24 protein-coding genes are annotated in these 26134 nt (G+C 33.3%); 7 read left to right on the forward strand and 17 right to left on the reverse strand.

Annotated features, from left to right (window positions below; genetic code table 11):
* Positions 1–76: 76 nt before the first annotated feature.
* The 7 genes from ASD98_RS20880 to ASD98_RS20910 form a co-directional block, all read right to left on the reverse strand.
* Positions 77–1222 carry a pyridoxal phosphate-dependent aminotransferase gene (locus tag ASD98_RS20880; RefSeq protein ID WP_056208349.1) on the reverse strand — a complete coding sequence of 382 codons (1146 nt, stop codon included), beginning with the start codon at positions 1220–1222 and terminating at the stop codon, positions 77–79.
* A gap of 117 nt (positions 1223–1339) precedes the next feature.
* On the reverse strand, positions 1340–2182 hold the full coding sequence (locus ASD98_RS20885) for a prephenate dehydratase (RefSeq protein WP_056208352.1): 843 nt from the start codon (positions 2180–2182) through the stop codon (positions 1340–1342).
* 381 nt (positions 2183–2563) lie between these two features.
* Positions 2564–2839: a hypothetical protein gene (locus tag ASD98_RS20890; protein WP_056208357.1), complete on the reverse strand. Its 276-nt coding sequence runs from the start codon at positions 2837–2839 to the stop codon at positions 2564–2566.
* 5 nt (positions 2840–2844) lie between these two features.
* Positions 2845–3069: a hypothetical protein gene (locus ASD98_RS20895; RefSeq protein ID WP_056208360.1), complete on the reverse strand. Its 225-nt coding sequence runs from the start codon at positions 3067–3069 to the stop codon at positions 2845–2847.
* 88 nt (positions 3070–3157) lie between these two features.
* Positions 3158–5551 carry a ribonucleoside-diphosphate reductase subunit alpha gene (locus ASD98_RS20900; RefSeq protein ID WP_056208363.1) on the reverse strand — a complete coding sequence of 798 codons (2394 nt, stop codon included), beginning with the start codon at positions 5549–5551 and terminating at the stop codon, positions 3158–3160.
* A gap of 266 nt (positions 5552–5817) precedes the next feature.
* The gene (locus tag ASD98_RS20905; protein WP_053472511.1) at positions 5818–6795 is read right to left on the reverse strand and encodes a ribonucleotide-diphosphate reductase subunit beta; all 978 of its coding nucleotides are present in this window, start codon (positions 6793–6795) and stop codon (positions 5818–5820) included.
* Between the two features lie 337 nt (positions 6796–7132).
* Positions 7133–7702, reverse strand: a complete 570-nt coding sequence (locus ASD98_RS20910; protein WP_056208366.1) for a DUF3109 family protein — start codon at positions 7700–7702, stop codon at positions 7133–7135.
* Between the two features lie 318 nt (positions 7703–8020).
* Between ASD98_RS20910 and ASD98_RS20915 the strand changes: the two genes are divergently transcribed.
* From ASD98_RS20915 to ASD98_RS20925, 3 genes are all read left to right on the forward strand, one after another.
* Positions 8021–8599 (forward strand): MarC family protein, encoded by a 579-nt coding sequence (locus tag ASD98_RS20915; protein ID WP_056208369.1) that lies wholly within the window; start codon positions 8021–8023, stop codon positions 8597–8599.
* 106 nt (positions 8600–8705) lie between these two features.
* Positions 8706–8906, forward strand: coding sequence for a hypothetical protein (locus ASD98_RS20920; protein ID WP_053472508.1), 201 nt, complete (start codon positions 8706–8708; stop codon positions 8904–8906).
* Between the two features lie 3 nt (positions 8907–8909).
* Positions 8910–9515 (forward strand): FAD-dependent oxidoreductase, encoded by a 606-nt coding sequence (locus ASD98_RS20925; protein WP_056208371.1) that lies wholly within the window; start codon positions 8910–8912, stop codon positions 9513–9515.
* 104 nt (positions 9516–9619) lie between these two features.
* On the opposite strand, the gene ASD98_RS20930 is transcribed toward ASD98_RS20925, so the two are convergent.
* From ASD98_RS20930 to ASD98_RS20950, 5 genes are all read right to left on the reverse strand, one after another.
* Positions 9620–9937, reverse strand: a complete 318-nt coding sequence (locus tag ASD98_RS20930) for a hypothetical protein (RefSeq protein WP_056208374.1) — start codon at positions 9935–9937, stop codon at positions 9620–9622.
* An 89-nt stretch (positions 9938–10026) separates the two neighbouring features.
* Positions 10027–10392 (reverse strand): nuclear transport factor 2 family protein, encoded by a 366-nt coding sequence (locus ASD98_RS20935; RefSeq protein ID WP_056208376.1) that lies wholly within the window; start codon positions 10390–10392, stop codon positions 10027–10029.
* Between the two features lie 18 nt (positions 10393–10410).
* Positions 10411–11988, reverse strand: a complete 1578-nt coding sequence (locus tag ASD98_RS20940) for a S41 family peptidase (protein ID WP_056208379.1) — start codon at positions 11986–11988, stop codon at positions 10411–10413.
* Positions 11988–12419 carry a dCMP deaminase family protein gene (locus ASD98_RS20945; protein WP_056208382.1) on the reverse strand — a complete coding sequence of 144 codons (432 nt, stop codon included), beginning with the start codon at positions 12417–12419 and terminating at the stop codon, positions 11988–11990. The genes ASD98_RS20940 and ASD98_RS20945 overlap by 1 nt, the downstream gene beginning before the upstream one ends.
* 5 nt (positions 12420–12424) lie before the next feature.
* Positions 12425–13018, reverse strand: coding sequence for a HupE/UreJ family protein (locus tag ASD98_RS20950; RefSeq protein ID WP_056208384.1), 594 nt, complete (start codon positions 13016–13018; stop codon positions 12425–12427).
* Between the two features lie 170 nt (positions 13019–13188).
* On the opposite strand from ASD98_RS20950, the gene ASD98_RS20955 reads away from it, so the two are divergent.
* On the forward strand, positions 13189–13620 hold the full coding sequence (locus ASD98_RS20955; protein ID WP_056208387.1) for a TerB family tellurite resistance protein: 432 nt from the start codon (positions 13189–13191) through the stop codon (positions 13618–13620).
* 128 nt (positions 13621–13748) lie between these two features.
* Here ASD98_RS20955 and ASD98_RS20960 read toward each other — a convergent pair whose 3' ends face one another.
* Both ASD98_RS20960 and fbp read right to left on the reverse strand, forming a co-directional pair.
* Complete coding sequence (locus ASD98_RS20960; RefSeq protein WP_128414866.1) at positions 13749–14162, reverse strand: hypothetical protein; 414 nt, start codon at positions 14160–14162, stop codon at positions 13749–13751.
* Positions 14163–14424: 262 nt separating this feature from the next.
* Positions 14425–15432, reverse strand: coding sequence for a class 1 fructose-bisphosphatase (gene fbp / locus ASD98_RS20965; protein ID WP_056208391.1), 1008 nt, complete (start codon positions 15430–15432; stop codon positions 14425–14427).
* Positions 15433–15692: 260 nt separating this feature from the next.
* Between fbp and ASD98_RS20970 the strand changes: the two genes are divergently transcribed.
* Together ASD98_RS20970 and ASD98_RS20975 are read left to right on the forward strand one after the other, a co-directional pair.
* On the forward strand, positions 15693–16187 hold the full coding sequence (locus tag ASD98_RS20970; RefSeq protein WP_056208394.1) for a GNAT family N-acetyltransferase: 495 nt from the start codon (positions 15693–15695) through the stop codon (positions 16185–16187).
* A 179-nt stretch (positions 16188–16366) separates the two neighbouring features.
* The gene (locus ASD98_RS20975; protein WP_056208961.1) at positions 16367–17626 is read left to right on the forward strand and encodes an aspartate kinase; all 1260 of its coding nucleotides are present in this window, start codon (positions 16367–16369) and stop codon (positions 17624–17626) included.
* Between the two features lie 250 nt (positions 17627–17876).
* Here the strand turns inward: ASD98_RS20975 and ASD98_RS20980 are convergent, their stop codons facing one another.
* The 3 genes from ASD98_RS20980 to ASD98_RS20990 all read right to left on the reverse strand — a co-directional run bounded on the left by ASD98_RS20980 (position 17877) and on the right by ASD98_RS20990 (position 22505).
* Positions 17877–20276 carry a TonB-dependent receptor domain-containing protein gene (locus tag ASD98_RS20980; protein WP_056208397.1) on the reverse strand — a complete coding sequence of 800 codons (2400 nt, stop codon included), beginning with the start codon at positions 20274–20276 and terminating at the stop codon, positions 17877–17879.
* A gap of 115 nt (positions 20277–20391) precedes the next feature.
* Positions 20392–21441 (reverse strand): AraC family transcriptional regulator, encoded by a 1050-nt coding sequence (locus ASD98_RS20985; protein ID WP_056208399.1) that lies wholly within the window; start codon positions 21439–21441, stop codon positions 20392–20394.
* A gap of 2 nt (positions 21442–21443) precedes the next feature.
* Complete coding sequence (locus ASD98_RS20990; RefSeq protein ID WP_056208402.1) at positions 21444–22505, reverse strand: AraC family transcriptional regulator; 1062 nt, start codon at positions 22503–22505, stop codon at positions 21444–21446.
* A gap of 196 nt (positions 22506–22701) precedes the next feature.
* Here ASD98_RS20990 and ASD98_RS20995 point away from each other — a divergent pair, with 196 nt between their 5' ends.
* Positions 22702–26133 carry a hypothetical protein gene (locus ASD98_RS20995; RefSeq protein WP_056208404.1) on the forward strand — a complete coding sequence of 1144 codons (3432 nt, stop codon included), beginning with the start codon at positions 22702–22704 and terminating at the stop codon, positions 26131–26133.
* Position 26134: the final 1 nt, after the last annotated feature.

The following is a 26134-nucleotide window of genomic DNA, read 5'->3' on the forward strand; positions in this document are numbered from 1 at the left end:
AACTAAAAAGCTTCAACTTCACTCAATCTGACAATCTGGACAAAAATCTTGATTCTTGATTCTAAAATCTTAATACTTAAAATCGATCTATCGCCTCTTGTACTTTTTCTTCTTTCACACACAACGAAAATCTAATATATCCTTCGCCGTTGCTTCCGAAAATAGTTCCCGGTGTAATGAAAATATGTTTCTCGTATAATATTTCGTCAATGAACTTTTCTGCTGATTCGATTCCTTCCGGCAATTTTGCCCAGACAAAAAGACCGACTCCATCTTTATAAACTTCGCAGCCTAATTTTTCTGCTAGTTTCTCTGTTAATTCTCTTCGGCGTCTGTAAATTTTATTTTGATCTTCAAACCATGATTTATCACAATTCAACGCTGCAACTGCACCTTTCTGAATCCCGTAGAACATACCGCTGTCCATGTTGCTTTTTACTTTTAAGACTGCATCGATAATTTCAGGATTTCCCAAAACCATTCCGACTCTCCAGCCTGCCATGTTGAAGGTTTTGCTTAATGAATTTAATTCTAGAGCTACATCTTTTGCGCCTTCAACCTGCAATAAACTCATCGGATTATCATTCAAAACAAAACTATACGGATTATCGTTAACCAATAATATGTTGTGTTTTTTAGCAAAAGCAACCAATTTTTCAAATAACGCTAAACTTCCTCTTGCTCCTGTTGGCATGTGAGGATATCCCAGCCACATAATTTTTACTTTCGAAAGATCTAATTTTTCTAAAGCTTCAAAATCTGGTTCCCAAGCATTTTCTTCTTTCAAATCATAATAAACCGGAATCGCTCCAACTAAATTTGTTACCGAAGTATAAGTTGGATAACCCGGATTCGGAATCAAAACGTGATCGCCTTCATTTAAAAACGCTAATGAAATGTGCATAATTCCTTCTTTCGAACCCATCAAAGGCAAAATCTCATTATTCGGATTTAATTCAACACCAAATTGATTCTGATAAAAATCTGCCATTCCTTTTCTCAATTCCGGCAATCCCTGATAGCTCTGATAACCATGCCCGTTTTCATCTTGAATTGCCGCAGCGACTGCTTCAATTACTGCTTTCGACGGACTCAAATCAGGGCTACCAATTCCCATATTGATGATAGATTTTCCTTCAGACATCAGTTGACGAACTTCTCTCAATTTTGATGAGAAGTAGTATTCTTCAACTGTATCTAATCTTTTTGCTGTTGTAATCATTTTTTTATTGCTTTAGGCCGTAAGCTTTAGGCTTTAGGCTCTTTTTAAACTTTTAATTTTGCTTTAGATAGTAAGCTCTAAGCTTTTTTGGACTTTAAGACTTTTGGCTTTCCAACTTTATGACTCACTACTCAAAGGTTTCGTATTTTTATATTCTCCCAACACTTTAAAATATTCAGCCATTATATTTAATAATGCTTTTGCTTTTGCAAAATCTTCGTATTTCTCGAATGTTACATCTACGAAAAACGAATATTTCCAGGGTGTTTCAATTTTTGGAAGCGACTGAATTTTTGTCAAATTCAGTTTGCAGTCGCTCATTACATTTAATACTGCTGCTAAACTTCCTCTCTTATGATCTAATTCAAACTTAATAGACGCTCTGTTGATTTCACTTTCAGGCAAAAATGAATTTTGCTTTTTGATGATCACAAAACGCGTCATATTGTTTTTAATCGTTTGAATTGATGACGCGATAATATCTAAATCATACATTTCAGAAGCCGTTACACTGGCAATTGCAGCAATTCCGGTTAACTGTTTTTCCTGAATTCTTCTTGCCGTTTCGGCTGTATCTTTATCCTCAATCAATTTGATATTTGGATATTGTTTCAGGAAATCCATGCATTGCAAAAGTGCCATTGGGTGTGAATGAACTTCTTTTATGTCTTCAATTTTCTGACCTTTTAAAGCCATTAAATTCTGCTGAATGTTTAAATAATGTTCTCCAATAATGTGTAAATTATTCTTATCTATCAAAGCATAATTCGGGATAATCGGACCTGCAATTGAATTTTCAATCGCCATAACAGCCTGATCTGATTTTCCGGCAATAAGGCTGTCGATCAATTCTTCAAAAGACAAACATTCATCAATATCCACATTTTCAGAGAAATACTCCTTCACAACCTGATGATGAAAAGATCCTTTAATACCTTGTATTGCAATTTTCGTTGTCATATATTCAAAAAAAAATCCTGATTTGCATCAGGATTGTATATTAGTTTTATTTGTCTTTTATATTTTTCAAATAACCATAGCACAATCCTCACTTCTACTAAAGAAGAAATAAAAGTTGTTGCTAAAATAAAAACGGTTACTTGCCATTTTGTTTGTGTTATTTTGTAAATTCTCTGCGAATGTATAAATTATTTTTACCGCACCAAAAAAAATGTTGCATTTTATGAAACAAAAAGGGATTTCTTAACAAATTTAGACTGATTTGTATGATAATATAAAAATATGGGCTTAAAATGAGATATTTACAATTGGGGTTTCTAAGGGTTTTGAGATTTTTTGATTTAGTAATAATATATCAAATGAAAAAATCCTGTTGATCAATCATTCAATTATTAAAAATTCATCGATGAATTCTTTATCCTTATTGATATATAAAAAATAAGAACCAACTTCTTTTTGATCTTGAAGAAGATTTAATCTAATTTGAACACAAGGAGTTGGAATAAAGTCATGATCTATTAAAATCGAAATAGATTTTGAAACAATTGCATTGACTTTTTCGTTTTCATATTCCTCAATATTTACATTATTGAAGTACTCATTTGCAAGACTATAGTACTCATTTTTATTTTCAACAATAAATTCATTTAAATCCATCTTTACTATTGTATCATTTTACAATTCACACCAAATTTATCTGCTTCTGCAAGAAACTCTTGAGCCATATTTTCATCTTCAATTTCTAAAATTATTATCTGATCGTCTAAAAGCATATCAGTATTTGTTTTAGATTCAGACAAAGACAAACCTAATTTTTCGTATTGCAATTTAGTTAGAGACACTTTCTTCAATCCATATCTCCAACTTTCCATTATTACTTTTACCATAAATATTTATATTAAAAAAGCAGCTATCATTACAATAACTGCTTTATATAATTAAAATCTAAAATCTCAGATCTATAATCTAAAACTATTAAGACCCACACATTTCACAATCTTCAGGATCAGCGGCTTGTGCTTTTAAAAGCATAGCTTTGTAATCCTCAACACTGATTTCTTCTGTTTCAGCAACTAAAGATGGGGCTGTTTCTTCTTTTTTATCGTTGTTCAATGTGAATTTAATCGCATCAACTGCTGATTTTGTTCTTAGGTAATACATACCAGTTTTTAAGCCTGACTGCCAAGCGTAGAAGTGCATTGACGTTAGTTTAGAATAGTTGGCATCTTGCATGAACAAATTCAATGATTGCGATTGATCAATGAAATAACCTCTTTGACGAGACATATCGATAATATCTTTCATCGACATTTCCCAAACTGTTTTGTATAGTTCTTTTAAGTCTTGCGGGATAATATCAATATTTTGAACAGATCCGTTATGACGCATAATTTCCTGTTTCAACGTTTCGTTCCATAAACCTAATTTTACTAAATCTTCTAGTAAATGTTTGTTTACTACGATAAACTCTCCAGATAATACACGACGTGTATAAATGTTTGATGTGTACGGTTCAAAAGCTTCATTGTTTCCAAGAATTTGAGAAGTTGAAGCTGTTGGCATTGGTGCAACCAATAATGAGTTACGAACTCCATGCTCTACCACTTCTTTTCTTAATGAAGCCCAGTCCCAACGTCCCGATAATTCTTCATCTTTCATTCCCCACATATTGTATTGGAATTCTCCTTTAGACATTGGAGATCCTTCAAATGTAGAATACGGCCCTTCTTCTTTTGCCATTTCCATAGAAGCGGTTACAGCAGCGAAGTATAATGTTTCAAAAATCTCTTGGTTTAATGTTTTAGCTTCATCACTTGTAAAAGGCAAACGCAGCATAATAAAAGCATCTGCTAAACCTTGCACTCCTAATCCAACCGGACGGTGACGCATGTTTGAATTTTCAGCCTCTTGTACTGGGTAATAGTTTCTGTCGATTACTTTGTTTAAGTTACGAGTTACACGTTTTGTAACGTTGTAAAGTGCTTCGTGATCGAATTTTCCGTTTTCAATAAACATTGGTAACGAAATAGAAGCCAGGTTACAAACCGCGATTTCATCTTTAGAGGTAAACTCCATAATCTCCGTACACAAGTTAGAAGAACGAATTGTTCCTAAATTCTTGTGGTTCGATTTACGGTTTGCCGCATCTTTGTACAACATATATGGCGTTCCGGTTTCGATTTGTGATTCAAGGATTTTCTCCCATAATTCACGAGCACGGATTGTTTTTCTTCCTTTTCCTCTAAATTCATAATCCGTATACATTGCTTCGAATTCGTCTCCGTAAACATCATATAATCCCGGACATTCATTAGGACACATTAAAGTCCAGGTTGAATCTTCCTGAACACGTTTCATGAATAAATCTGAAGTCCACATGGCGAAGAATAAATCTCTCGCACGCATTTCTTCTTTTCCTGTATTTTTCTTTAAATCTAAGAAATCAAAGATATCAGCATGCCATGTTTCAATGTAAATCGCAAAACTTCCTTTACGCTTTCCACCACCTTGATCTACGTAACGAGCAGTATCGTTAAATACTCTCAACATCGGAACAATTCCGTTTGAAGTTCCGTTTGTACCACGAATATAAGATCCTGTCGCACGAACGTTATGAATAGAAAGTCCAATTCCTCCAGCTGACTGCGAAATTTTTGCTGTTTGTTTTAATGTATCATAAATACCATCAATACTATCATCCTGCATTGCCAAAAGGAAACAAGAAGACATTTGCGGTTTCGGAGTTCCGGCATTAAACAACGTTGGTGTTGCATGCGTAAAAAACTTTTTAGACATTAAATCGTAAGTTTCAATTACCGATTTTAAATCGTCTAAGTGAATACCAACAGAAACACGCATTAACATGTGCTGCGGACGCTCTACGATTTTTCCGTTTATTTTAAGAAGATAAGAACGCTCTAAGGTTTTAAACCCAAAGTAATCGTAATTAAAATCTCTTGTGTAAATGATATGAGAATCTAAAAAAGCAGCATTTTCCTGAATCACTTTAAATACGTCATCAGCAATTAATGGTGCATCCTGACCATTTCTTGGATTTACGTAGTGATACATATCTTTCATCGTTTCTGAGAAAGATTTTTTTGTATTAGAGTGTAAATTTGAAATCGCCACACGAGCTGCTAATTGTGCATAATCAGGATGTGCAATAGTCATAGATGCCGCAGTTTCTGCTGCAAGATTATCTAGTTCAGAAGTCGAAACTCCATCATACAATCCTTCGATAACTCTCATCGCTACCTTAACCGGATCTACAAGCTCATTCAGGCCGTAACACAATTTTTTGATTCTTTCTGTAATTTTGTCAAACATTACAGGCTCTCTGTGTCCATCTCTTTTTACTACATACATAAGCTTACTATTTTAGTTATTGAATAAATGAAAGTAACTAGAAAACGAATTCCAGTCCTTAAACATTGCGTGTTTTTAAATTATTTTTCGAGAATTACAGGATTCTCAATAGTTGTCCTTTCCCAATTTGAATATCAAACCGAAAAGCCGTTAAAATTGCTATTAAATCTCCGATTTGGGTGATAGAGATTTAACCTAAAATGTTCTGTAAAAAATTAATTCAGGCTTTAGATAAAATTGTCCCGAATTAAAAAAATGCTGTTGTTCTAAAAATCTGCGTCAAATGAAATTTTTTGAGCATCGCTGTCTGTGTTCATAACTCCAGATTTTTGATACTCGGCAACACGTTTTTCAAAGAAATTAGTTTTTCCCTGAAGAGAAATCATGTCCATGAAATCGAATGGATTCGCTGATCCGTATACGCGTTCGCAACCTAATTCAACCAAAAGTCTATCTGCGACGAACTCCAGGTACTGTGTCATTAAACCTGCATTCATTCCAATTAAACTTACCGGAAGAGATTCAGTTACAAACTGTCTTTCGATATCCAGTGCATCAACAATAATTTCTTTGATTCTGTCTTTTGGCACTTTGTTTACCAAATGGTGATTATGCAAGTGAACTGCAAAATCACAATGTACGCCTTCGTCACGAGAAATCAACTCATTAGAGAAAGTTAAACCTGGCATTAAACCACGTTTTTTTAACCAATAAATTGAACAGAAAGCACCTGAGAAAAAGATTCCTTCAACAGCAGCAAAAGCAATTAGTCTTTCTGCAAATGAATCAGACTCGATCCATTTTAAAGCCCATTCTGCTTTTTTAGCAATTGCCGGGAAAACTTCCAATGCATTAAACAATTCTGCTTTTTCTGCCTCATCTTTCACATAAGTATCAATTAATAGTGAATAGGTCTCGCTATGAATATTCTCCATCATGATTTGAAAACCGTAGAAAAATTTCGCCTCAGCATATTGAACTTCATTTACAAAGTTCTCAGCAAGGTTTTCATTTACGATTCCGTCAGAAGCAGCAAAGAATGCTAAAATATGTTTAATGAAATATCTTTCGTCGTCATTCAGTTTATTGTTCCAATCTGTCAAGTCCTGGTGCAAATCGATTTCTTCAGCAGTCCAGAAACTAGCTTCCATTTTTTTATACCATTCCCAAATATCATGATGTTTGATAGGAAAAATAACGAAACGATTTTTATTTTCTTGTAAGATTGGCTCTACTTGTGACATGACAATTTTTGTTTAATTTTTGTATTGAATTTCTACCAATTCAATAGACTACAAAGATTGTCAATTACTGCCAAAAATGAAAGTCAAACTTATTCACAATTTGATGTAGTTTTTAACAACGACCCAAATTTGAAACATTTTTCATACAATAATTAATTTATTGTAAATGAACAGGTTAAATACACCAATTACTCCTTGAAGTCCCGTAAAATATAGACTTTTAAATATAAAAAGCAAGAAATTTTAAATTGTTTTGAAAAGTTTTTTTTGAGTTAAAACTTTAATTTTTTGAGTTAAAATACAGCCTCGCAAAAGAGTATTTTTTACACTTTAGTTTTTAAGAATTTTTAAGTTCCTGAGCTACCTTTTCAAGTTCCATATACCAGTCTTCACCAAAACGACGAATCAATGCTTCTTTCACAAATTTATAAACCGGAACTTCTAATTCTTTTCCTAAAGAACAGGCATCATCGCAAATATCCCATTTGTCATAATTTACCGCTGCAAATTCTGTGAAGTCTTTTACACGAATTGGATACAAATGACAGGAAACTGGTTTTTTCCAATCTACGATTCCTTCGTTATACGCTTGTTCGATTCCGCAAAGCGCGGTTTTTCCATCAAAAATAACATAAGCACAATCTTTATTATCGATAAGCGGCGTTTCAAGATCGCCGTCGGTTCCTTTTACCCAGGTTCCCTGTGCTTCGATTGCTGCAATTCCTTCTTTTCTTAAAAAAGGTTTTACTTTTGGATAAATTTCTTCTAAGATTTTAGTTTCCGCTTCATTCAAAGGCGCACCCGCATCTCCATCAACACAACAAGCCCCTTTACAAGCTGACAAGTTGCATACAAATTCTTTTTCCAGAATGTCTTCTGAAATAATAGTTTTCCCTAACTGAAACATGATAATAAAATACGCTAAATTTATAAAATGCAAAGATAGTCAAAGAAAGCGGATAAAAAATTTACCGCAAAGATTCACAAAGACTTCCACGAAGATTCGAAGAATAATTCAGCTTTTGCTCTTTTCGCAATTTTAGCTTTGTGAATCTTTGCGCGGAAACTTTGCGATACTCTGTGGCAAAAACAATAATTGTTATAAATATCACTTTTTTAAATACAAAACCATGTTTTTATAACAAAAATACAATCTGTCGAAAAAACACCTAACTTTATTATCTACTTTTGCAGCAGTTTCTTAAACCCTTAAAATCAAAGTAATATGTTAGAAATCGACTTTAAAGAAATCATTACAGTAAGCATGGTACTTTTTGCCGTAATTGATATTGTAGGTTCAATTCCAATTATTGTGAATTTAAGAGCAAAAGTAGGGCACATCGAATCTGAAAAAGCTTCGATAGTTGCCGGAGCCATTATGATTGTTTTTCTTTTTGTTGGAGAAGGTTTATTGAACTTAATTGGCATTGATGTTCATTCATTTGCCGTTGCAGGTTCTTTTGTATTATTTTTTCTGGCCTTAGAAATGATTTTAGGAATCAGGATTTATCGTGACGAAGAACCGGGCTCTGCTTCTATTGTGCCATTGGCTTTTCCGTTAATTGCCGGAGCAGGAACTATGACTACTTTACTTTCTCTTCGATCTCAATTTCATACTATTAATATAATCATTGCGATTTTACTTAATATTATACTGGTTTATGTTGTTTTAAAGTCATCAAAAAAAATAGAAAATTTACTAGGAGAAAACGGACTTGGCGTGGTCCGCAAGACATTTGGAGTGATACTTTTAGCAATTGCTGTTAAATTATTCGCTGCTAATGTTAAAGGTTTGTTTGTCTAAGATTTATTTTTATACTTTTACCCCCATTAAATTTATAAAATACAACTTTAAGTCATTTTTTATTAGAGTTTTACTTTGATATTTTTATACAAACAAAACAACCAATATGAAAATCTTCACTTCAATCTTAGTGCTTTTAGCATTAGCTTTAATTGTTTTTAATATTACGCTGTTAGACTTTACAAATCCTTTTCAAGGAGACAGTATGGTAGCTTTTATTGGAATCGCAGCTTCGTTTTGCGCCGTGTTGATTCTTTTGATTTTTAGAATTTCAAAAAGAATTGAAGAAAAAACAAACGGTCGATAATATATGTTTGACGTTTTAATTATCGGCGGAGGTGTATCGGGCATTTCTTGTGCCTTAGTTTTGGGTTCTGCCAAAAACAAAGCTTTTGCTACCGACAAAAAAATCGGGATTTTTACACATCAGAAAAATTCTTCCTTACAAGAGGCAATTTTCTACAATGCTTATGGCGTTACGCCAGGAAAATTAGGTTCTGAATTACTAGAAGAAAGTACGCAGGATTTAGCAGCTACTTATCCGCATATCGAACAGATTGCAAATGAAAAAGTAATTAAAGTAGAAGGTTCTTTTCCTTCGTTTACTGTTGTTACTAATAAAAACTCTTATCAAACAAAAAATATCGTTGTGGGAATTGGTTCTGCTAATACTTTTGATATTGAAGGTTTGACACAATATATTGAACCGCACAAAAAAGCTCTTCCGGAAAAACAGCGTATTCAGCTTAAAAATGAAGATCATAAAGTTGCTGACGGCATTTATGTTATTGGAACTTTAGCTGGCTGGAGAAGTCAATTGGCCATTGCCGCAGGAAGCGGTGCTGCTGTTGCCACAGATATTCTAACTTTATGGAATAACGGAACACAAACTCACTCGCACGACAGCATTCGATAAAATTATTAAACCATATAAGTTATATAAGTTCATTTGATGCTTTGCGCATAGATTAAATGAACTTATATAACTTATATGGTTTAAAAAATATTTTATGCTTCAGACTACTTCACCGAAACAATCTGTGTTACTTTGATATGGTTTTCGTCATCGGTTTTCCAGATTTCTCCTTTTAGCGAAACTACATCTCCAATTTTTAATTGTTTGTAATTTTGCGGTCCGCCAACGTTTACAATGCTGATTGTTGCAAAATATACTTCTTTTGTATCTGTATTAATTTTTGCTGTGTAACCATCTTTTCCAGATTCTATTGATTCTACTTTTCCTGAAACTACACTATTAGTATTATTTTTCATAGTTGTACAAGAGATTACAAAAGTCATTAAAACGACAAGGAAACTTATTCTTTTTAGATTTTTCATGTTTTGAGATTTAACCGCGAAGTACGCTAAGATTTATGCAATGTTCGCTAAGTTTTGTTTTATGTTACTATTAAATTTCTTTTCAAAATTTATGCCAGCTGAACGCAGCTTCCGGCAATAATTTTTAAATGTCCATCAAATTGTTTCCAGACTCTTATGTATTTAAAAACGCCATTAATGGGATTATTATCGTAAGTTCCTTTTAATGAAATAGAAACGGCAACTACAGCAGAATCATCTATAATATTTATAATTTGATCTGAAGCTTCAAGAGAATCGATTTTCATTTTACCTGAACGATACGAATTCAAATCAAATTCTTTGGTGATAGTTTCTCCTGTTGGCAAATTAAAAAGTAAATCGTCATGAAGGATTCGTTCTAAAACAGAAACATCGGCGTATTTAATTGCGGTTAAAAGTTCAATTTCGGCATTTACAATTAGATCTTTTTTCATCAAATTATAATTTTAAGATTATTTCTTCGGATTCAAAATTGTTTTAATCATGGCGTCATCTTTTAAAATAACATCATAATAATACATTTCACCATATAGCTGACGTGCAAATTCAGCCGTAATATATCTATTTACCAATGCTTTGGTTTTGTCTAATTTAAGATCTAAACCTGTTAGCAAAATGTAGTTTTTAAACTTTTTGAAATAAGCATCAGAACTTTTCATTTTCTCCAAAAAGGCAGCGAAATTAAGTCCTGCAAAAGCATTTCTGTTTTTATCTAATTCTTCAAAAACAAAATGACCAACTATTCCCGTTTGAAGCAAATAGGCCACATTTTCGTTTCCATGCTCTGCTTCCATCGGAACAAAAACATCCGGAACGATTCCGCCGCCGCCATAAACGATTTTACCTTTTGGTGTTTTAAATTTTAAAGAGTCGGCCACTTTTATGCTGTCTTTTGCATACAATTCGCCAGAATTTATTCTTGACTCCGATTCTTTAAAATATTCTTCGTTTCCTTTTTTATAAGGTTTTTGAATTGATCTTCCGGTTGGAGTATAATATCTTGCAACAGTTAGACGAACCGCAGAACCGTCGTTAAAATCCATTTCGCGCTGTACTAAACCTTTTCCAAAAGAACGACGTCCAACAATAGTTCCACGGTCGCTGTCCTGAATTGCTCCGGCTAGAATTTCACTTGCAGAAGCACTGTTTTCATTAATTAAAACATATACTTTCCCGGTTTCAAAACTTCCGGCTTTTGTCGCATAAGTCTTTTCAGTTGTCCCGTTCTTATTTTTGGTAAAAACAATCAGCTGTTTGTCTTTTAAAAATTCATCGGCAATCGCAATCGCTTCTTCCATATATCCACCGCCATTATCGCGAAGGTCAATTACAAGCGACTGAATTCCTTTTTGTTTTAAACGTGTTAAACCCGTTTTGAATTCATTAAAAGTAGTTTCGGCAAAACGATTGATTTTGATGTAACCCGTATTATTTCCAATTAATAAAGAAGCATCGACGCTTTTTATCGGAATGATATCTCTTTTAATTTTAAACTTTAATTTCTTTTGTTCTGATTTTCTAAAAACGGTCAATTCAATTTCAGAACCTTTGATTCCTTTTAATTTTGAGAATAAACTATCAGACGGTAATCTCCTGCCGTACAATTTCGTTTTTCCTGCATATAAAATTCTATCGCCAGATTTTAATCCCGCTTTCGCAGAAGGTCCGTTTTCGACCGGTTTTATAATTGCAACAGAATCTTTGTACATATAGAAATTAATTCCGATTCCAACGAAATCACCTTTCATACTTTCTGCAACTTCAGCTTGTTCGCTTGGCGGAATATAAACAGAATGCGGATCTAATTTTGAGAGTATATTATCGACGGTAAGGTTTACAATCGAATCTGTGTTGACGCTGTCAACATATTCGGTATTGATAAAATCAATCAGTTTATTCAGCTTAGTTTTGGAGTAATTTTTAGCCAAAAGCTGATCATCTGCGGAAGAGTTTGTTAAACTTCCGATTACGATTCCGAGAGCAAGAGTCGCCCCGATAACGATTGGCAGATATTTTGGATTAAATTTCATTATTCTTCTAAAACAGGAATATGTTGAACTTCAACACCTGCTTTTATTAAAAATTGAATTCCGGAATCATCACGATATCCATCTTGATACACCACTCTTTTTATTCCGGATTGATGTATTAATTTACTGCATTCTTTGCAAGGCGAAAGTGTAATATACAAGGTTGCGCCTTCGCAGGATTGCGTTGATCTGGCTACTTTTAGGATTGCATTTGCCTCGGCATGCAAAACATCCCAGCGTGTTAATCCGTCTTCATCTTCGCAGCAATTTTCAAATCCGGATGGAGTTCCGTTGTAACCGTCAGAAATGATCATTCTGTCTTTTACGATAATAGCTCCAACTTGTTTGCGCTTGCAGTAGGATAACAAACTCCATTCTTTAGCGATTCGCAAATAAGCTTTATCGTATTTATTTAATTTTTTTACTTCCATTTATTTTATCTGTTCCAAATTGGACTTTCAATAATCATCGGAATTACAACTCCAATAATAAAAGCTGACATTACCAGTGCCCAATCGCGTTTTGAAAAACGAAATACTGTCTGCACAATATATGAGATTACCAAAACGACAAAAACAACTACCAATTGTGCGGCTTCGATTCCTAAAGCAAATTCTCCTAAAGGCAATAATTTTGAACTTGGCGATCCTCCTAAAATTGTTTTAAAATAATTTGAGAATCCAAGTCCGTGTATAATTCCAAAGAACAAAGTCACAAAAAATATCACATTTACGCCATCATTTTTAGTTGCTTTTCCTGCGGTAAAAAGATGATAGAATGCCGTGATCAAAATTGTAATCGGGATTAAAAATTCAACGATATTTACTTTGATGGCAATTATTCCGAAAACAGAAAGTATTAAAGCTAAGGTGTGACCGATTGTGAAAACCGAAACCAAAAGCAAAATACGTTTCCAGTCTTTAAAAGAATAAGGAACAGTTAATGCGATTAAAAAAAGAACATGATCGTAAGCGTTGATATCTAATACATGCTTTAATCCTATTTGAAAATAAATCCAAAATTGCGACATACGGGTAATACTATTAAATGATTAGGGGTTGTAAACTTACGATTTATTTTGAAGAATTTACGATGCGAATTCTTAAAACAACAAGTAAAAATAAGTTAAATTTATGAGAAATTTAAAATTGTCAAATTAAAATAAGATTTATCTTTGCTCAATAAAAACTTATTTTAATTATGCCATTTTCAGAATTATTTGATAACGAATTCAAACAAAGAAACAGAGGTCATTTCTCTGCAATTGTGCGTGTAGCGTTTGCTGACGGAAAAGTAAGTCCAGAAGAAAAAGACTTTTTGGACAAATTAGCTTCAAGATTAGAGATTTCAGAAGAAGAATATACTGAGATTCTTAAAAATCCTTTGAAATATCCAATAAATCCGCCGTACTTGTACTCGCAGCGATTAGAGCGCTTGTATGATTTGGGAAGGATGATTCATGTTGATCATCATTTAGGAGACCAGCAGGAAATTATGTTAACCCGTATGGGATTAGCTTTAGGTTTTACTCCAGGAAACGTAAATTATATTATTAGAAAGGCATTGTCTTTAATTGACAAAAAAGTAGATTTAGATACTTTCCTTTTCGAAATGGAAAATATGAACAAATAATAGTTTGCGGTTTTCAGTCACAGATTATAGTTTGTGATGATACTTCATGCTTATATCAAATTATAAACCCGACGGATTTTAAAAATCTGTCGGGTTTGTTTTTATTATTGAAATCAGAAATTGTAAAATTATTTGGATTGAATTACAGCTATGCCGTCAAAATAATCTCCATTCTGCAAACTAACATATAGAACTCTGTCTGCATTTGTATTGTTTTTATTCATCGTTATAATGATTGTTTTTCCGTCTTTTCTTTCAATCTGAAATTCTGGATTAGTTATCACAAAATCTTTTAAAAGTACAGTCGATCTGTTTAAATTAACAATATCATTATTTAACCTAATACCATTAAGCCACCAGCCATCACGTTCCGTATAGATCGTAACTGTGTTAGAAGATGAAGTAACATTGACTTCTTTTCTAGAAAGCTTAATATTATCATCCCAATCTCCTTCTCGATTAGGGTTGATTTTATCATTATCACAAGAAACAAGCGACAATAACATTATGCCCAATAGGCCAAAAAGTAATTTTAGTTTCATAATAAATTGATTTTAGTTTTGTTAGTTTAGCTTCATTCAAAATTAATCAATATTTTCTCATAAAAAATTAATTTATTTATAAGATGATTAAAATTTAAAATGGTTGCGTATTTTTTAGTTTTCAGTCGCAGTTTTTAGTTTACAGTTTTACTGAAATTTTAAAAGTAATCTTAAAGTATAAACCCGACAGATTTTTAAAATCTGTCGGGTTTTATTTTATAGTCCAAACTGTAAGCTGAGAATGCTACTGCAAACTAAAAACTTAATCAGCAGCTGCCATAAACTCCTCGGCTTTTTCTACCATATTATAGCTTCCGCAGAAAAACGGAACTCTTTGGTGCAGTTCTGTCGGCTGGATTTCCATAATTCTTCCAAAACCGTCTGTAGCTTTTCCTCCTGCTTGTTCTGCCAAAAACGCCATAGGGTTACATTCATATAATAAACGTAATTTCCCTTTCGGTGCTTTTGAACTTGTTGGATAAAGATATATTCCGCCTTTAATCATATTTCGATGAAAATCGGCAACTAAACTTCCTATATATCTTGAAGTATAAGGTCGGTCTTCTTCTTCACGCTGACAATATTTGATGTAGTTTTTTACTCCTTGCGGAAAATGGATATAGTTCCCTTCGTTTACTGAATAGATACTTCCGTTTTTTGGAAATTTCATATTAGGATGCGAAAGGTAAAATGTACCAATGGCAGGATTTAATGTAAACCCGTTTACACCAAAACCAGTTGTATAAACCAGCATTGTCGAAGTTCCGTAAATTACATAACCTGCTGCAACCTGATTGATTCCCGGCTGTAAAAAATCCTCGCTTGTTACCGGGGTTCCTATCGGTGTAATCCTTCTAAAAACAGAAAAAATAGTTCCTACAGAAACATTTACATCAATGTTTGAAGATCCGTCAAGCGGATCCATTAAGATCACGTACTTATTATTATGACAGTTGTCGCTCCCCTGAACTGTAATAAAATCGTCGTTTTCTTCAGAAGCAATACCACAGACAATCTCACGGTTTATTAACGTCTGGATAAATACTTCGTTTGCATAGACATCTAATTTTTGCTGGTCTTCTCCCTGAATATTCTGCTCGCCGGCGGCGCCAATAATATCCACTAATCCGGCTTGGTTTACTTTATGATTGACAACCTTAGCTGCCAATCGAATAGAGTTGATAATACGGGAAAGCTCTCCCGACGAATACTGAAATGCTTTTTGGTTCTCAATAATAAACTCTCCCAGTGTTTTATTGCGTTCTTCCATTGCTATATCGTTATAGTTTTAATTTTAAGTCACAAATATCGCTTATTTTGTGAGAATGATTTAAAAATTATTTTGTTAGTTTGCTACTATTGTATATTTGCTAATTAAAGACAAAAAGAATGCAGTAAATACATTTTTTTTTGGCTAATATGCAGTTAATAATAAGAATAAATGAATTGCTTCTAAAGAAAGCCTGCTTTGAATAGTTTTAAAATACAAAGCAATTTTATGGAGCACAAATAAATAAATTTTACATAATTATGAATATTAGAAAAGGAAACCCTGAAGACATGAAATCGGTTTTAGGGTTAATTCAGGAGCTGGCAATATTCGAAAAAGAACCTGACGCTGTAGTAATTACAGAGGAAGATTTAGTACGTGACGGATTTGGAGAAAAACCTCTTTTTCAGGTTTTTGTAGCAGAGATTGATTCAAACGAAACTGAAACGGGGAAAGAAATAGTGGGAATTGCGTTGTTCTACTACCGCTACTCGACCTGGAAAGGAAAAACAATACACCTTGAGGATTTAATTGTGAAGGAAAAAATGCGCGGCACCGGCTTAGGATCTGCACTTTATGCCGAAATAATGAAGCAAGGAAAAAGAGACAATGTGAGAAGAGTTGAATGGAATGTTTTAGACTGGAACATTCCGGCCGTTAATTTTTACAAGAACTCCGGCGCGAGAATTCTTGATGGCTGGCAGGTTGTTCAAATGGATGAAACAGGAATTAATTCGTTCTTAGAAAAATTATAAAAATTTAGTTTGCCACAGATTATAGGATTAAAATGATTTTACAATCTGTCTCAGGCTGCCACGAATTACACGAATTAGCACGAATTAATTAGTGGAAATTCGTGTAATTCGTGGCAAAAATAAAAAGAATACCAGATTTCATTAATCTGAAATCTAAAATTAAAAATCTAAAATTAAAAATGAGAGTATTTAAATTTGGTGGTGCATCGGTAAAGGATGCTGAAGGAATTAAAAACGTATACGACGTTTTACAAAAAGTGGGTTATGAAGATGTGATTTTAGTCGTTTCGGCAATGGGGAAAACCACAAATGCTCTTGAGGTTGTTATCAAGAATTACTTTGATAAATCGGCAGAGTTGAATTCATCTGTACAAGAAATAAAAAAATACCACAATCAAATATTATTAGATTTATTTGATGATGAAAAACATGCCGTTTTCACTGCGGTTAATGAGCAATTTTCAGAATTAGAGTATTTTTTAGCACATAACAAATCTCCAAATTACAATTTTGTTTATGACCAAATTGTGAGTTTTGGAGAATTGATTTCGACTACAATCTTAAGCCATTTCATGAATTTTCAAGGTATTCAGACGCAATGGCTTGACGTTCGTAATTTCATTAAAACAAATGCAAATTACAGAGATGCCGAAGTGGATTGGGAAACAACGCAACAGCTTATCAGTAAAAATGTACCTAGAAAAACCCTAAATATTACGCAAGGATTTTTAGGTGCCGATGAAAATAATTTCACCACAACTTTGGGCCGTGAAGGTTCTGATTATACTGCTGGAATTTTTGCTTATTGCTTAAATGCCGAAAGTGTAACAATCTGGAAAGATGTTCCTGGAGTTATGAATGCCGATCCGCGTTATTTTGAAAATGCAAGTTTGCTAAACCAGATTTCATATCGTGAAGCAATTGAATTAGCTTTTTACGGAGCAACGGTTATTCACCCAAAAACATTACAGCCGTTACAGAAAAAAGAAATTCCATTATACGTAAAATCATTTATCAACCCGTTATTAAAAGGAACTTGTGTTTCTAAAGGTGTTGATTTGGAGCCGCAATATCCTTGTTTTATTGTAAAAAGAGAACAGCTTTTAATTTCACTTTCGTCTATTGATTTCTCTTTTATTATGGAAGAAAACATTAGTGAGATTTTTGGTTTATTCCACGAATTCAAAATCAAAGTAAATTTGATTCAGAACTCTGCAATTAGTTTCTCTGTTTGCGTGGAAGACAAATTTGGAAATTTCAATGAATTGAATGCGATTCTTTCTAAAAAATTCAAAGTAGACTACAGCGAAAATGTTACACTTTATACGATTCGTCACTTTACAGAAAATGCTGCACAAACGGTTGAAGAAAACAAAGAGGTTTTATTGAAACAAGTGAGCCGCGAAACCATGCAGATTGTGACTAAAGAACTAAATTAATACTTGAAAAAAGGTAATTATTAAAATTCAGTTATATTTTGAAAAGGCTTCACTTAATTGTGAAGCCTTTTTGTCTTTATAAAAATATTTAGCAATTGCTTTTAAATATCCAAAGTCAAAGTTACACTAAGTATTAACTTTAGATTATCGGGCTTATTGCGGTCCTTCGACTTCGCTCAGGATGACAATAGAGTAAGCATAAAAATAAAATCTGTGCAAATCAGTTTAATCTGCGTCATCTGCGTGCCATTTACCTCGCCCTATTATTCTCTGACTGCTCAATTTCAGTTTTTTTATAAGTTGTCTTTTTTGAATTCCCGAAACTATACGTCGCAATCAGTTTGAAATAATTTGAAGTATAAGTTCGGTGATAATATATCTGGGTCTGCCCCACTTCATAATCGCCCGAAACCATGAACTTGTGAAAGATATCGTTTGCTGTGAAGTTTAGTCTGAGTGCATCTTTAAAAAAATTTCTTTCGATTCCTAAAGTTACTGTTGAACGGAAATTATCACTTCGCAATCCGTAACTTTTGTTTCCTAAATACCAGGCCAGTAATTGCACTTTAAAAAGATCCGGAATTGTAAATGTATTATTCGAATACAAATAGATTTGCGGTTTAACCGGCCCTGTAGCATATTCATAAAAATCATCTATAGCTTTCGTTAAATTCATACTTACGGTATTAGTAGAAGTCCACCATTTGACATTGAAAGATCTGGAAAGAGAAGTAAAAAAGGTATGTTCTTTTTCTAAATTTAGTGATCTTAAAATATAGCTGTTTGGAGTATCCCCACGCAGGGCTGCTGCAGAAATCGGGTCTATTTTATAAGCGTAACCCATTTTAAAATCAAACTTTTTATACATTGTTCCAACTTCAAAAGCGTGAACTTTTTCAGGAAGCAAATTTGGATTTCCTTCAATTGTTGTAAACGGATCCTGATAAATAACATACGGATTCAACGCCTGATACCTTGGCCGCGTTATTCTGGAAACATAAGAAAAATGCCCTTTCCAATCCTCTGAAAAATCAAAATTTAAAAGCATATTTGGGAAAAAATTACCATAGCTTTTTCCGAATTTTTGAATTCCGTTTGCATTGGTATACAAATCATAATTTGTTCTTTCTGCCCTGACACCAACCGAAAAATTAACTTTTTCACCCAGTACACTTCCAAAAGTAAAATACGCCGCCGCAATTTTTTCATTGTATTTAAAATCGCTCGAAAGCTCGTCATCTTGTTCAAAATTCATATCATCAGCATTGGTAATTAAAAAATCTGTTCCAGATTTTATGGTGGCGTAACTGTATTTTGCGCCCATTTCGAGTTTTGTGTCTTCTTTTATTTTCTTCGAATAATCAGCTTGCGAGGCAAGAATGTTTATGGTGCTTCCTACATTGTTTTTCAAATATTTTTGAATGTTATTTTCATCCACTAAACTATTTTCTTCGATAAAATCTTTTACCGTTCCGTTGTAATTTGAATATTGCGTTCCTATAAACAACGACGACCCTTTTGGATCTGTTATCAGGTTATAATTCAAATTAATAAACTGATTCAGCAGAACATCATTTTTAGCAATATCTGTAGCATAAAAATTATTCCCCGAATTATTATCAATTGAATTTCTACTTTCTACCACACCGCCTAAATCTTCAATATTACCGCTATAAGCTAATGAAACATAACTTTTTGGCGAAAAAGTATACTGAAGTCCAAATCCGAAATTAGAATAGTTATTATACTTTCTTCTCCAATCTGTTGTTAAAACTGATCTCATATATTCATCAGGATTTGGGCGCGTTCTTGTGGTATATAATAATTCACGGCCTTTGCCTAATTGCAAACCATAATTGGTTATAAAGGAGAATTTTCCTTTTGAATAATTAAAATCAACAAGTGTATTGGTACTTGTTCCTGCAAATTTTGAAACAGTAACGTGCTGACTCACTGATCCCATTATGCCACTTTCAATATTTTGTTTGGTAATAATATTAACAACTGCTTTTCCTTCGGCATCGTATTTTGAAGACGGATTTGAAATCACTTCTATTTTGGCAATCTGCGAAACCGGAATTGCGGCAAAACGTTCGTAATTAATCAGGATTCCATTTAAGTAAATAATGGCCTCTCCTTTTCCCAGAACACTGATTTGTCCTTCGGCAACTACAACATTGGGAACACGTCCTAATAATTCATTGACAGAACTGCTCGTTGCGAGAACTGTTCCTGTGACATTAACATCGATTGTTCCGTTTGCTCCATATTTTAATAATGACGGCTGACTTTTTACAACCACTTCATTTAACTGATTGTTATTTTCTGAAACTAGAATAGAACCCAAATCAATGTTTGCAGCGCCTGAATAATTTAAGCGCAAAAATTTATCCGCAAATTCGGCCGAAGTCAGTTTTAGAATAACTTCTTTTTGATTAACATCTGACAATTGAAAAACGCCATCTAAAAAATCCTGTTGTTTTATAATTACAGAATCCCGAACAGACAAAACAGCCGCATTCCCCATCATCAATTCGTTATTTCGATTGACAGCTTTGCCTGAAATTTTTTGGATAGCCTGCGCATTTGACAAGGCAGCATTAAAAAAGAAAAAATAGATATAAATGAAAACAACAATTAAAAACCTCATAAAATTTAGGGATTAAGATTTGACTTTTTGCAGAGACAAAAGTCAACTCTTAATCGTGAAACGAGGTAATCGAAAGCGAAATCAGGAGTACGAATTTATAAATTGATACTCCGTTTTACGGCTGTAAAGCCTGAATTTGGTAATTTAAAGGTGTGGTTCCGGTATGTTTTTTAAAAGCTGCGAAGAATGTAGATTTAGAATTAAAACCTACATCATAACCAACAGATTCTAAAGTCAGCTTATCATTTGAAGTAATAATTTCGCAGGCATTATTGATTCTGAATTCATTTACGAAACTGGTAAAATTCTTTCCTAAATTATTGTTTAAAAACTGTGACAATTGATGACTTGGGATATTTATTTCTTGAGATAAATCTTTTAAACTCAAATTCGGATTTTTGTATAATCCTTTTTCGTTCATTACTTTTTCCAGTTTTTGAGACAAAATCAGAGCTTCTTCCTCATTCAGTTTTTTATCCTTCTGAATATTGAGCAGGAATAAATCATCGGTTCTTTTTCGGTATAAAAGAACCAAAATTATCAGGTATAAAATAAAAGTAAAAGCGAGCGCTCCGGTAATGCAGGAAACAAACGGAACTCTGACAAATCCTAAAAAGTAGGATATAAATACTAAAGTAATTCCCAAAAAAATTGTTCCGAACCATCTTTCTGATGGAAGTGTATTTTGATAATTCTGTATTATTTTCTCCAGCAATAATCTAATTTCAAAACCTGAAATAAAAATATAGGAGAACCATTGAAGGAAAATAAAAGCCACAAAATAATCATTCCATAAAACAGGATAATTTTGGTATGGAAGCACAAAACCAATTATCAAAACAGTAACAATCCAAATGGCTAAATGCGATTTCCATTTTAGCGGAATTGTATTCTGAATTCCTGATTTTAAAGTATAATATAGAAGCGGTCCGATTAATAAACCAGCTGAAAGACCAATTTGTAAATAAGTTTTGTGCAGATTATTATTGAAATATACAAAAACGGTAATGGCGATTCTAGTACTTAATACGAATAAAAGTGCCCCAAGAAACAGATTCGGAAGGTATTTTTTCTTTGTAAAAAACAAAAAGTACAGACTTAGAATAAATCCGTTAAAGGCGCCCAAAGCACCAAAAAAGAATAATATTTCTTTACCTAAACTCATATCTAAGTTTGTAATGCCTGAAGCTGATAATTAAGCGGCGTTGTTCCGGTATGTTTTTTAAAAGCGGCAAAAAATGTAGATTTTGAATTAAAGCCCACATCATAACCAACAGATTCTAAAGTCAATTTGTCGCTTGAAGTTATGATTTTACAAGCTTCGTTTATTCTAAATTCATTTACGAAACTGGTAAAATTCTTTCCTAAATTGTTATTTAAAAACTGCGATAATTGATGACTCGAAATATTAATTTCCTTTGACAAATCCTGCAGATTTAAGTTTGGGTTTTTATACAAACTTTTATCGTTCATTATATTTTCCAGTTTTTCAGCAATAATAATGGCTTCAGCAGAATCTATTTTTTTACCCGAAATTTTCTGGGCATTCAATAAAAACAAATCATCGGTTCTTTTTCGGTATAAAAGAATGGAAATTATCAGATATAAAATAAAAGAAAAAACAACGGCTCCGCTTATATAGGTTGCCCCTGGAGCGCCCATAATGGCTAAAAAATAAAAAAGAAACAATAAAAAGTTACCCAGAAAAAGCATTCCAAACCACATTTCTGAAGGAGTTGTTTTTTCTTTTGTGCTCCCGATTTTCTTTAAAACACCTCTAATTGCAAAGGCTGAAAAAACGATATAAACAAACCATTGAAAATAAATGATTTTTATAAAATAACCTCTCCAAATTTCCGGATAGTATTCATACGGATATAAAATTCCGGCAGCCACAATTATTGTTCCCCAAAACAAGAATATGAATTTCCATGATTTTGGCATTACATTGATTTCTTCCACTGCCGATTTCAGGAAATAATACAAACAAGGACCAATAAAAAAACAGGCTGTTAACCCAAACTGCAGATACATTTTGGGCAGTTCTGGATGAAAGTAAACAAATACAGATTTGCCAATCCTGATGCTTAAAGCAAACAAAAGTGCTCCAAGGAAATAATTAGTCAGGTACTTTTTCTTGGTAAAAAAGAAAAAATAAATCCCGAGAATTACTCCGTTGAAAGCTCCCAAAGCACTAAAAAAGAATAAAAGTTCTTTGCCAGTATCCATATTTTAAGTTCGTTATATCCTGAACAAAGCTAAAAAAAAGATTGATGTATGATGAAAATTATATTTCAAATTATAATTAAATATGATATATAAAATGAGAAAATCAGCTCAAAATCAGTTCGTTTCCCAATAAATAAAAGCCTCGCAATTTCTTGATTTTATATACTACTTTTGAATTTTTAGAGTTAAAATGTTTATGTTGAAAAAATTACTGTTTTTTGCGGTACTGTTTTGGTATTCCGGGCTTATGGCGCAGGATACGGAATCATTGTACAAAACAAAAAAAGTAATTGCGGTTAAAGACACGATTCATCTTGAAAAATTCAGTATAAACTCCAGTTTTTTTGAAATCTTAAACAGTAAAAACCAGCCTGTTGATTCGAGTTTTTATAAAATTGATTTTGAAAAAGGAACGCTTCTTTTAAACGAAAAATTCACTTCGGTTTCAGATACTTTAATTGTCAATTATCTAAATTATCCTGATTTTCTAACTAAAGAATACGGGCTTTATAAAGACAGTCAGGTTGTTAGCAATGATGTTGGAACTGAAAAATTATACAAAATTGATAATGCCAATGCTAAAAAAGTGACACCTTTTGATGGTTTAAACACTTCCGGAAGTATTACTCGCGGCGTTACGATTGGAAATAATCAAAGTACGGTTTTAAATTCTAATCTGGATTTGCAGATTACGGGGAAAATTTCGGATAAAGTCAGTTTGCGGGCCTCACTTCAGGATAATAATATTCCGCTTCAGGATGGCGGTTATTCGCAAAAACTCGATCAGTTTGATAATATTTTTATGGAACTTTTTACCGATGACTGGAATATTCGCGCGGGAGATGTTTTTCTTGAAAACAGGAAAACACAATTTCTGAGCTTCAATAAAAAAGTTCAGGGACTTTCTGCCAGTTTTGATTTTGATACTGAAAAAAGTAAAACCAATGTTTTTGCCTCGGTTTCGTTTGTAAAAGGACAATATGCCAAAAGTACGTTTACAGGTCAGGAAGGAAATCAGGGGCCCTATAAATTAAAAGGGCAAAATGGCGAATTGTATGTTTTGGTCATTTCTGGTTCTGAACGTGTTTATGTAAATGGTGTTTTGCTCAAACGCGGCGAAAACAATGATTATGTTATTGATTATAATGCAGGAGAAATTGTTTTCACTTCACTTTTCCCTATTACTTCTGAGATGAGAATTAATGTTGAATATCAATATTCTGAACGAAATTACAACCGATTAGTTACGTACGCCGGAGCAACAACTGAAAATAAAAACTGGAGTTTTGGCGGTTATTTATATTCTGAAAATGATTTGAAAAATCAGCCCTTACAGCAAAATTTATCGACAGAGCAAGTTCAGATTTTGGGTCAGGCGGGCGATGATCCAAGTTTAATGACAGCACCTTCGGCATTTGAAGACACGTATTCTGATAATAAAATATTGTACAAAAAAACAATTATAAACGGGGTTGAAGTTTATGAATATTCAAACAATTCTGCCGATGTTTTGTACAATGTAAAATTCAGCCTTGTTGGGAATAATCTGGGGAATTATATTATCCAGAACACGAATTCGGTTGAAAGAATTTATGAATATGTTTCGCCTGTTGGCGGTATTCTACAGGGAAATTATGAACCCATTGTTCAGCTGGTTGCGCCTATGAAAATTCAGGTTGCGACTTTTTTAGGAAAATACAATCCTGACGAAAAAACGCTGGTCGATTTTGAAATCGCAATGAGTAATAACGATAAAAATTTATTCTCCGGAATTGATGATTCTGATAATGAAGGAATTGCTTTTAAAACGAATATTAAAAAACGTCTTTTTACCCGAGACTGGACTTTGGACGGTTTTGCGAATTATCAATTTGTGCAGAAGGATTTTAGATCAGTTGAGCGTTTGTATAATATTGAATTTAACCGCGACTGGAATTTAAATTCGACACTTTTAGGTAATCAGAGTTTATTGGTTACGGGCGTTAATTTTGATTTATTTGCGAAAAAAGAAACTTCCAATATTGGTTTGTTTACCTATCAATTTGAGAAATTAGATTTTACCGAAAGTTATTCGGGAGCACGACATACAACAACAGCTTTGTTTAAATTGAAGAAATGGACGATTCAAAATCAGGGTAGTTTTTTAAATTCTGATGCAACGGCTTCGACTTCAAAATTTATCAGAAATCAAACCCGGGCAAAATATCATTTTGGTAAAAACTGGGTTGGCGGAAGTTTGCAGATTGAAGACAATCAGGAAAAAGACAAAGTAACGAATCAGTTTTCGGCTTTAAGCCAAAGGTTTTCTGAATATGGTGTTTTTGTTGGACGCGGCGACAGTACGAAGGTTTTTGTTGAATTGGGATATTTGCAGCGCCGAAATGATAGTTTGCAAAATGGTCTTTTACAGCATGTAAACAATTCGCAGACATACTTTTTAAAATCAAAATTAATTCAGAATAAAACAACTGATTTAGCGGTTTATGCGAGTTACCGAAATCTGGATTTTACAGATTCCAGCAGAAAAAATGAACCTTCTTTAAATTCCAGAATTCTTTATAATGATCGTTTTTTTAATCAGTTTATGCAGATAGGAACGGCTTATGAAACGAGTTCAGGAACTATTGCGCAGCAGGAATTTACGTATGTCGAAGTTCCAACGGGACAAGGCGTTTATACCTGGAACGATTATAACGGAAACGGAATTCAGGAACTGGAAGAGTTTGAAATCGCAGCTTTTCCGGATCAGGCGAAATATATTCGAATCTTTCTTCCAAATCAGATTTACATTAAAACCAATCAGAATAAATTTTCGCAATCGGTTATTCTGAATCCGCTGCAATGGCAGAACGAAAAGGGTTTAAAGAAACTGCTTTCTTATTTCTATAATCAGACTTCGTTTATTATGGATCGCAAAGTGCGAAGCAACGGCGATCGTTTAGAGTTGAATCCGTTTCATTCTTCAGAGGAAAATATTCTGGGTTTAAATTCAAGTTTCAGAAATAGTTTGTTTTACAATCGCGGCAAGCAAAAACATTCTGTTACGTATTCTTACCTTATTAATAATGGTAAAAATTTGCTTTCGATAGGTTCGCAAAATGTCAAAAACAGTTCGCATCAATTGCAGTATACACATTTATACCAAAAAAGCTGGTTGTTTAATTTCTTTACTAAAACGATAAAAACAGATTTAATTTCGGAGGATTTTGTCGAAAAGAATTATGATTTAAAAGGATATCAGCTTGCACCAAAAATCAGTTATTTGTTTTCAAAAAACACAAGTCTGGATTTCTTTTATGAGTTTCAGAACAAGGAAAACAAAATTGGAAATCTGGAAACTTTAGTTCAAAACCGACTTGGAACTTCATTTTCTTTTGCCGGTGAAAAGAAAGTAACGGTAAATGGCGAGTTTTCTTTTTATGAAAATAAATTTTCCGGAAATGAGTTTTCTTCTGTTGGTTTTCAAATGCTGGAAGGACTTCAGGCGGGACAGAATTTAGTTTGGAAATTACTTCTGCAGAAAAATATTACTTCCTTTTTAGATGTTAATTTAAACTATCAGGGGCGTAAAAGTGAGACTGGAAATACGGTACATACAGGAAATGTTCAGCTTCGTGCTTATTTTTAAC

This window comes from Flavobacterium sp. Root186, from assembly GCF_001428525.1.
GTDB lineage: Bacteria > Bacteroidota > Bacteroidia > Flavobacteriales > Flavobacteriaceae > Flavobacterium.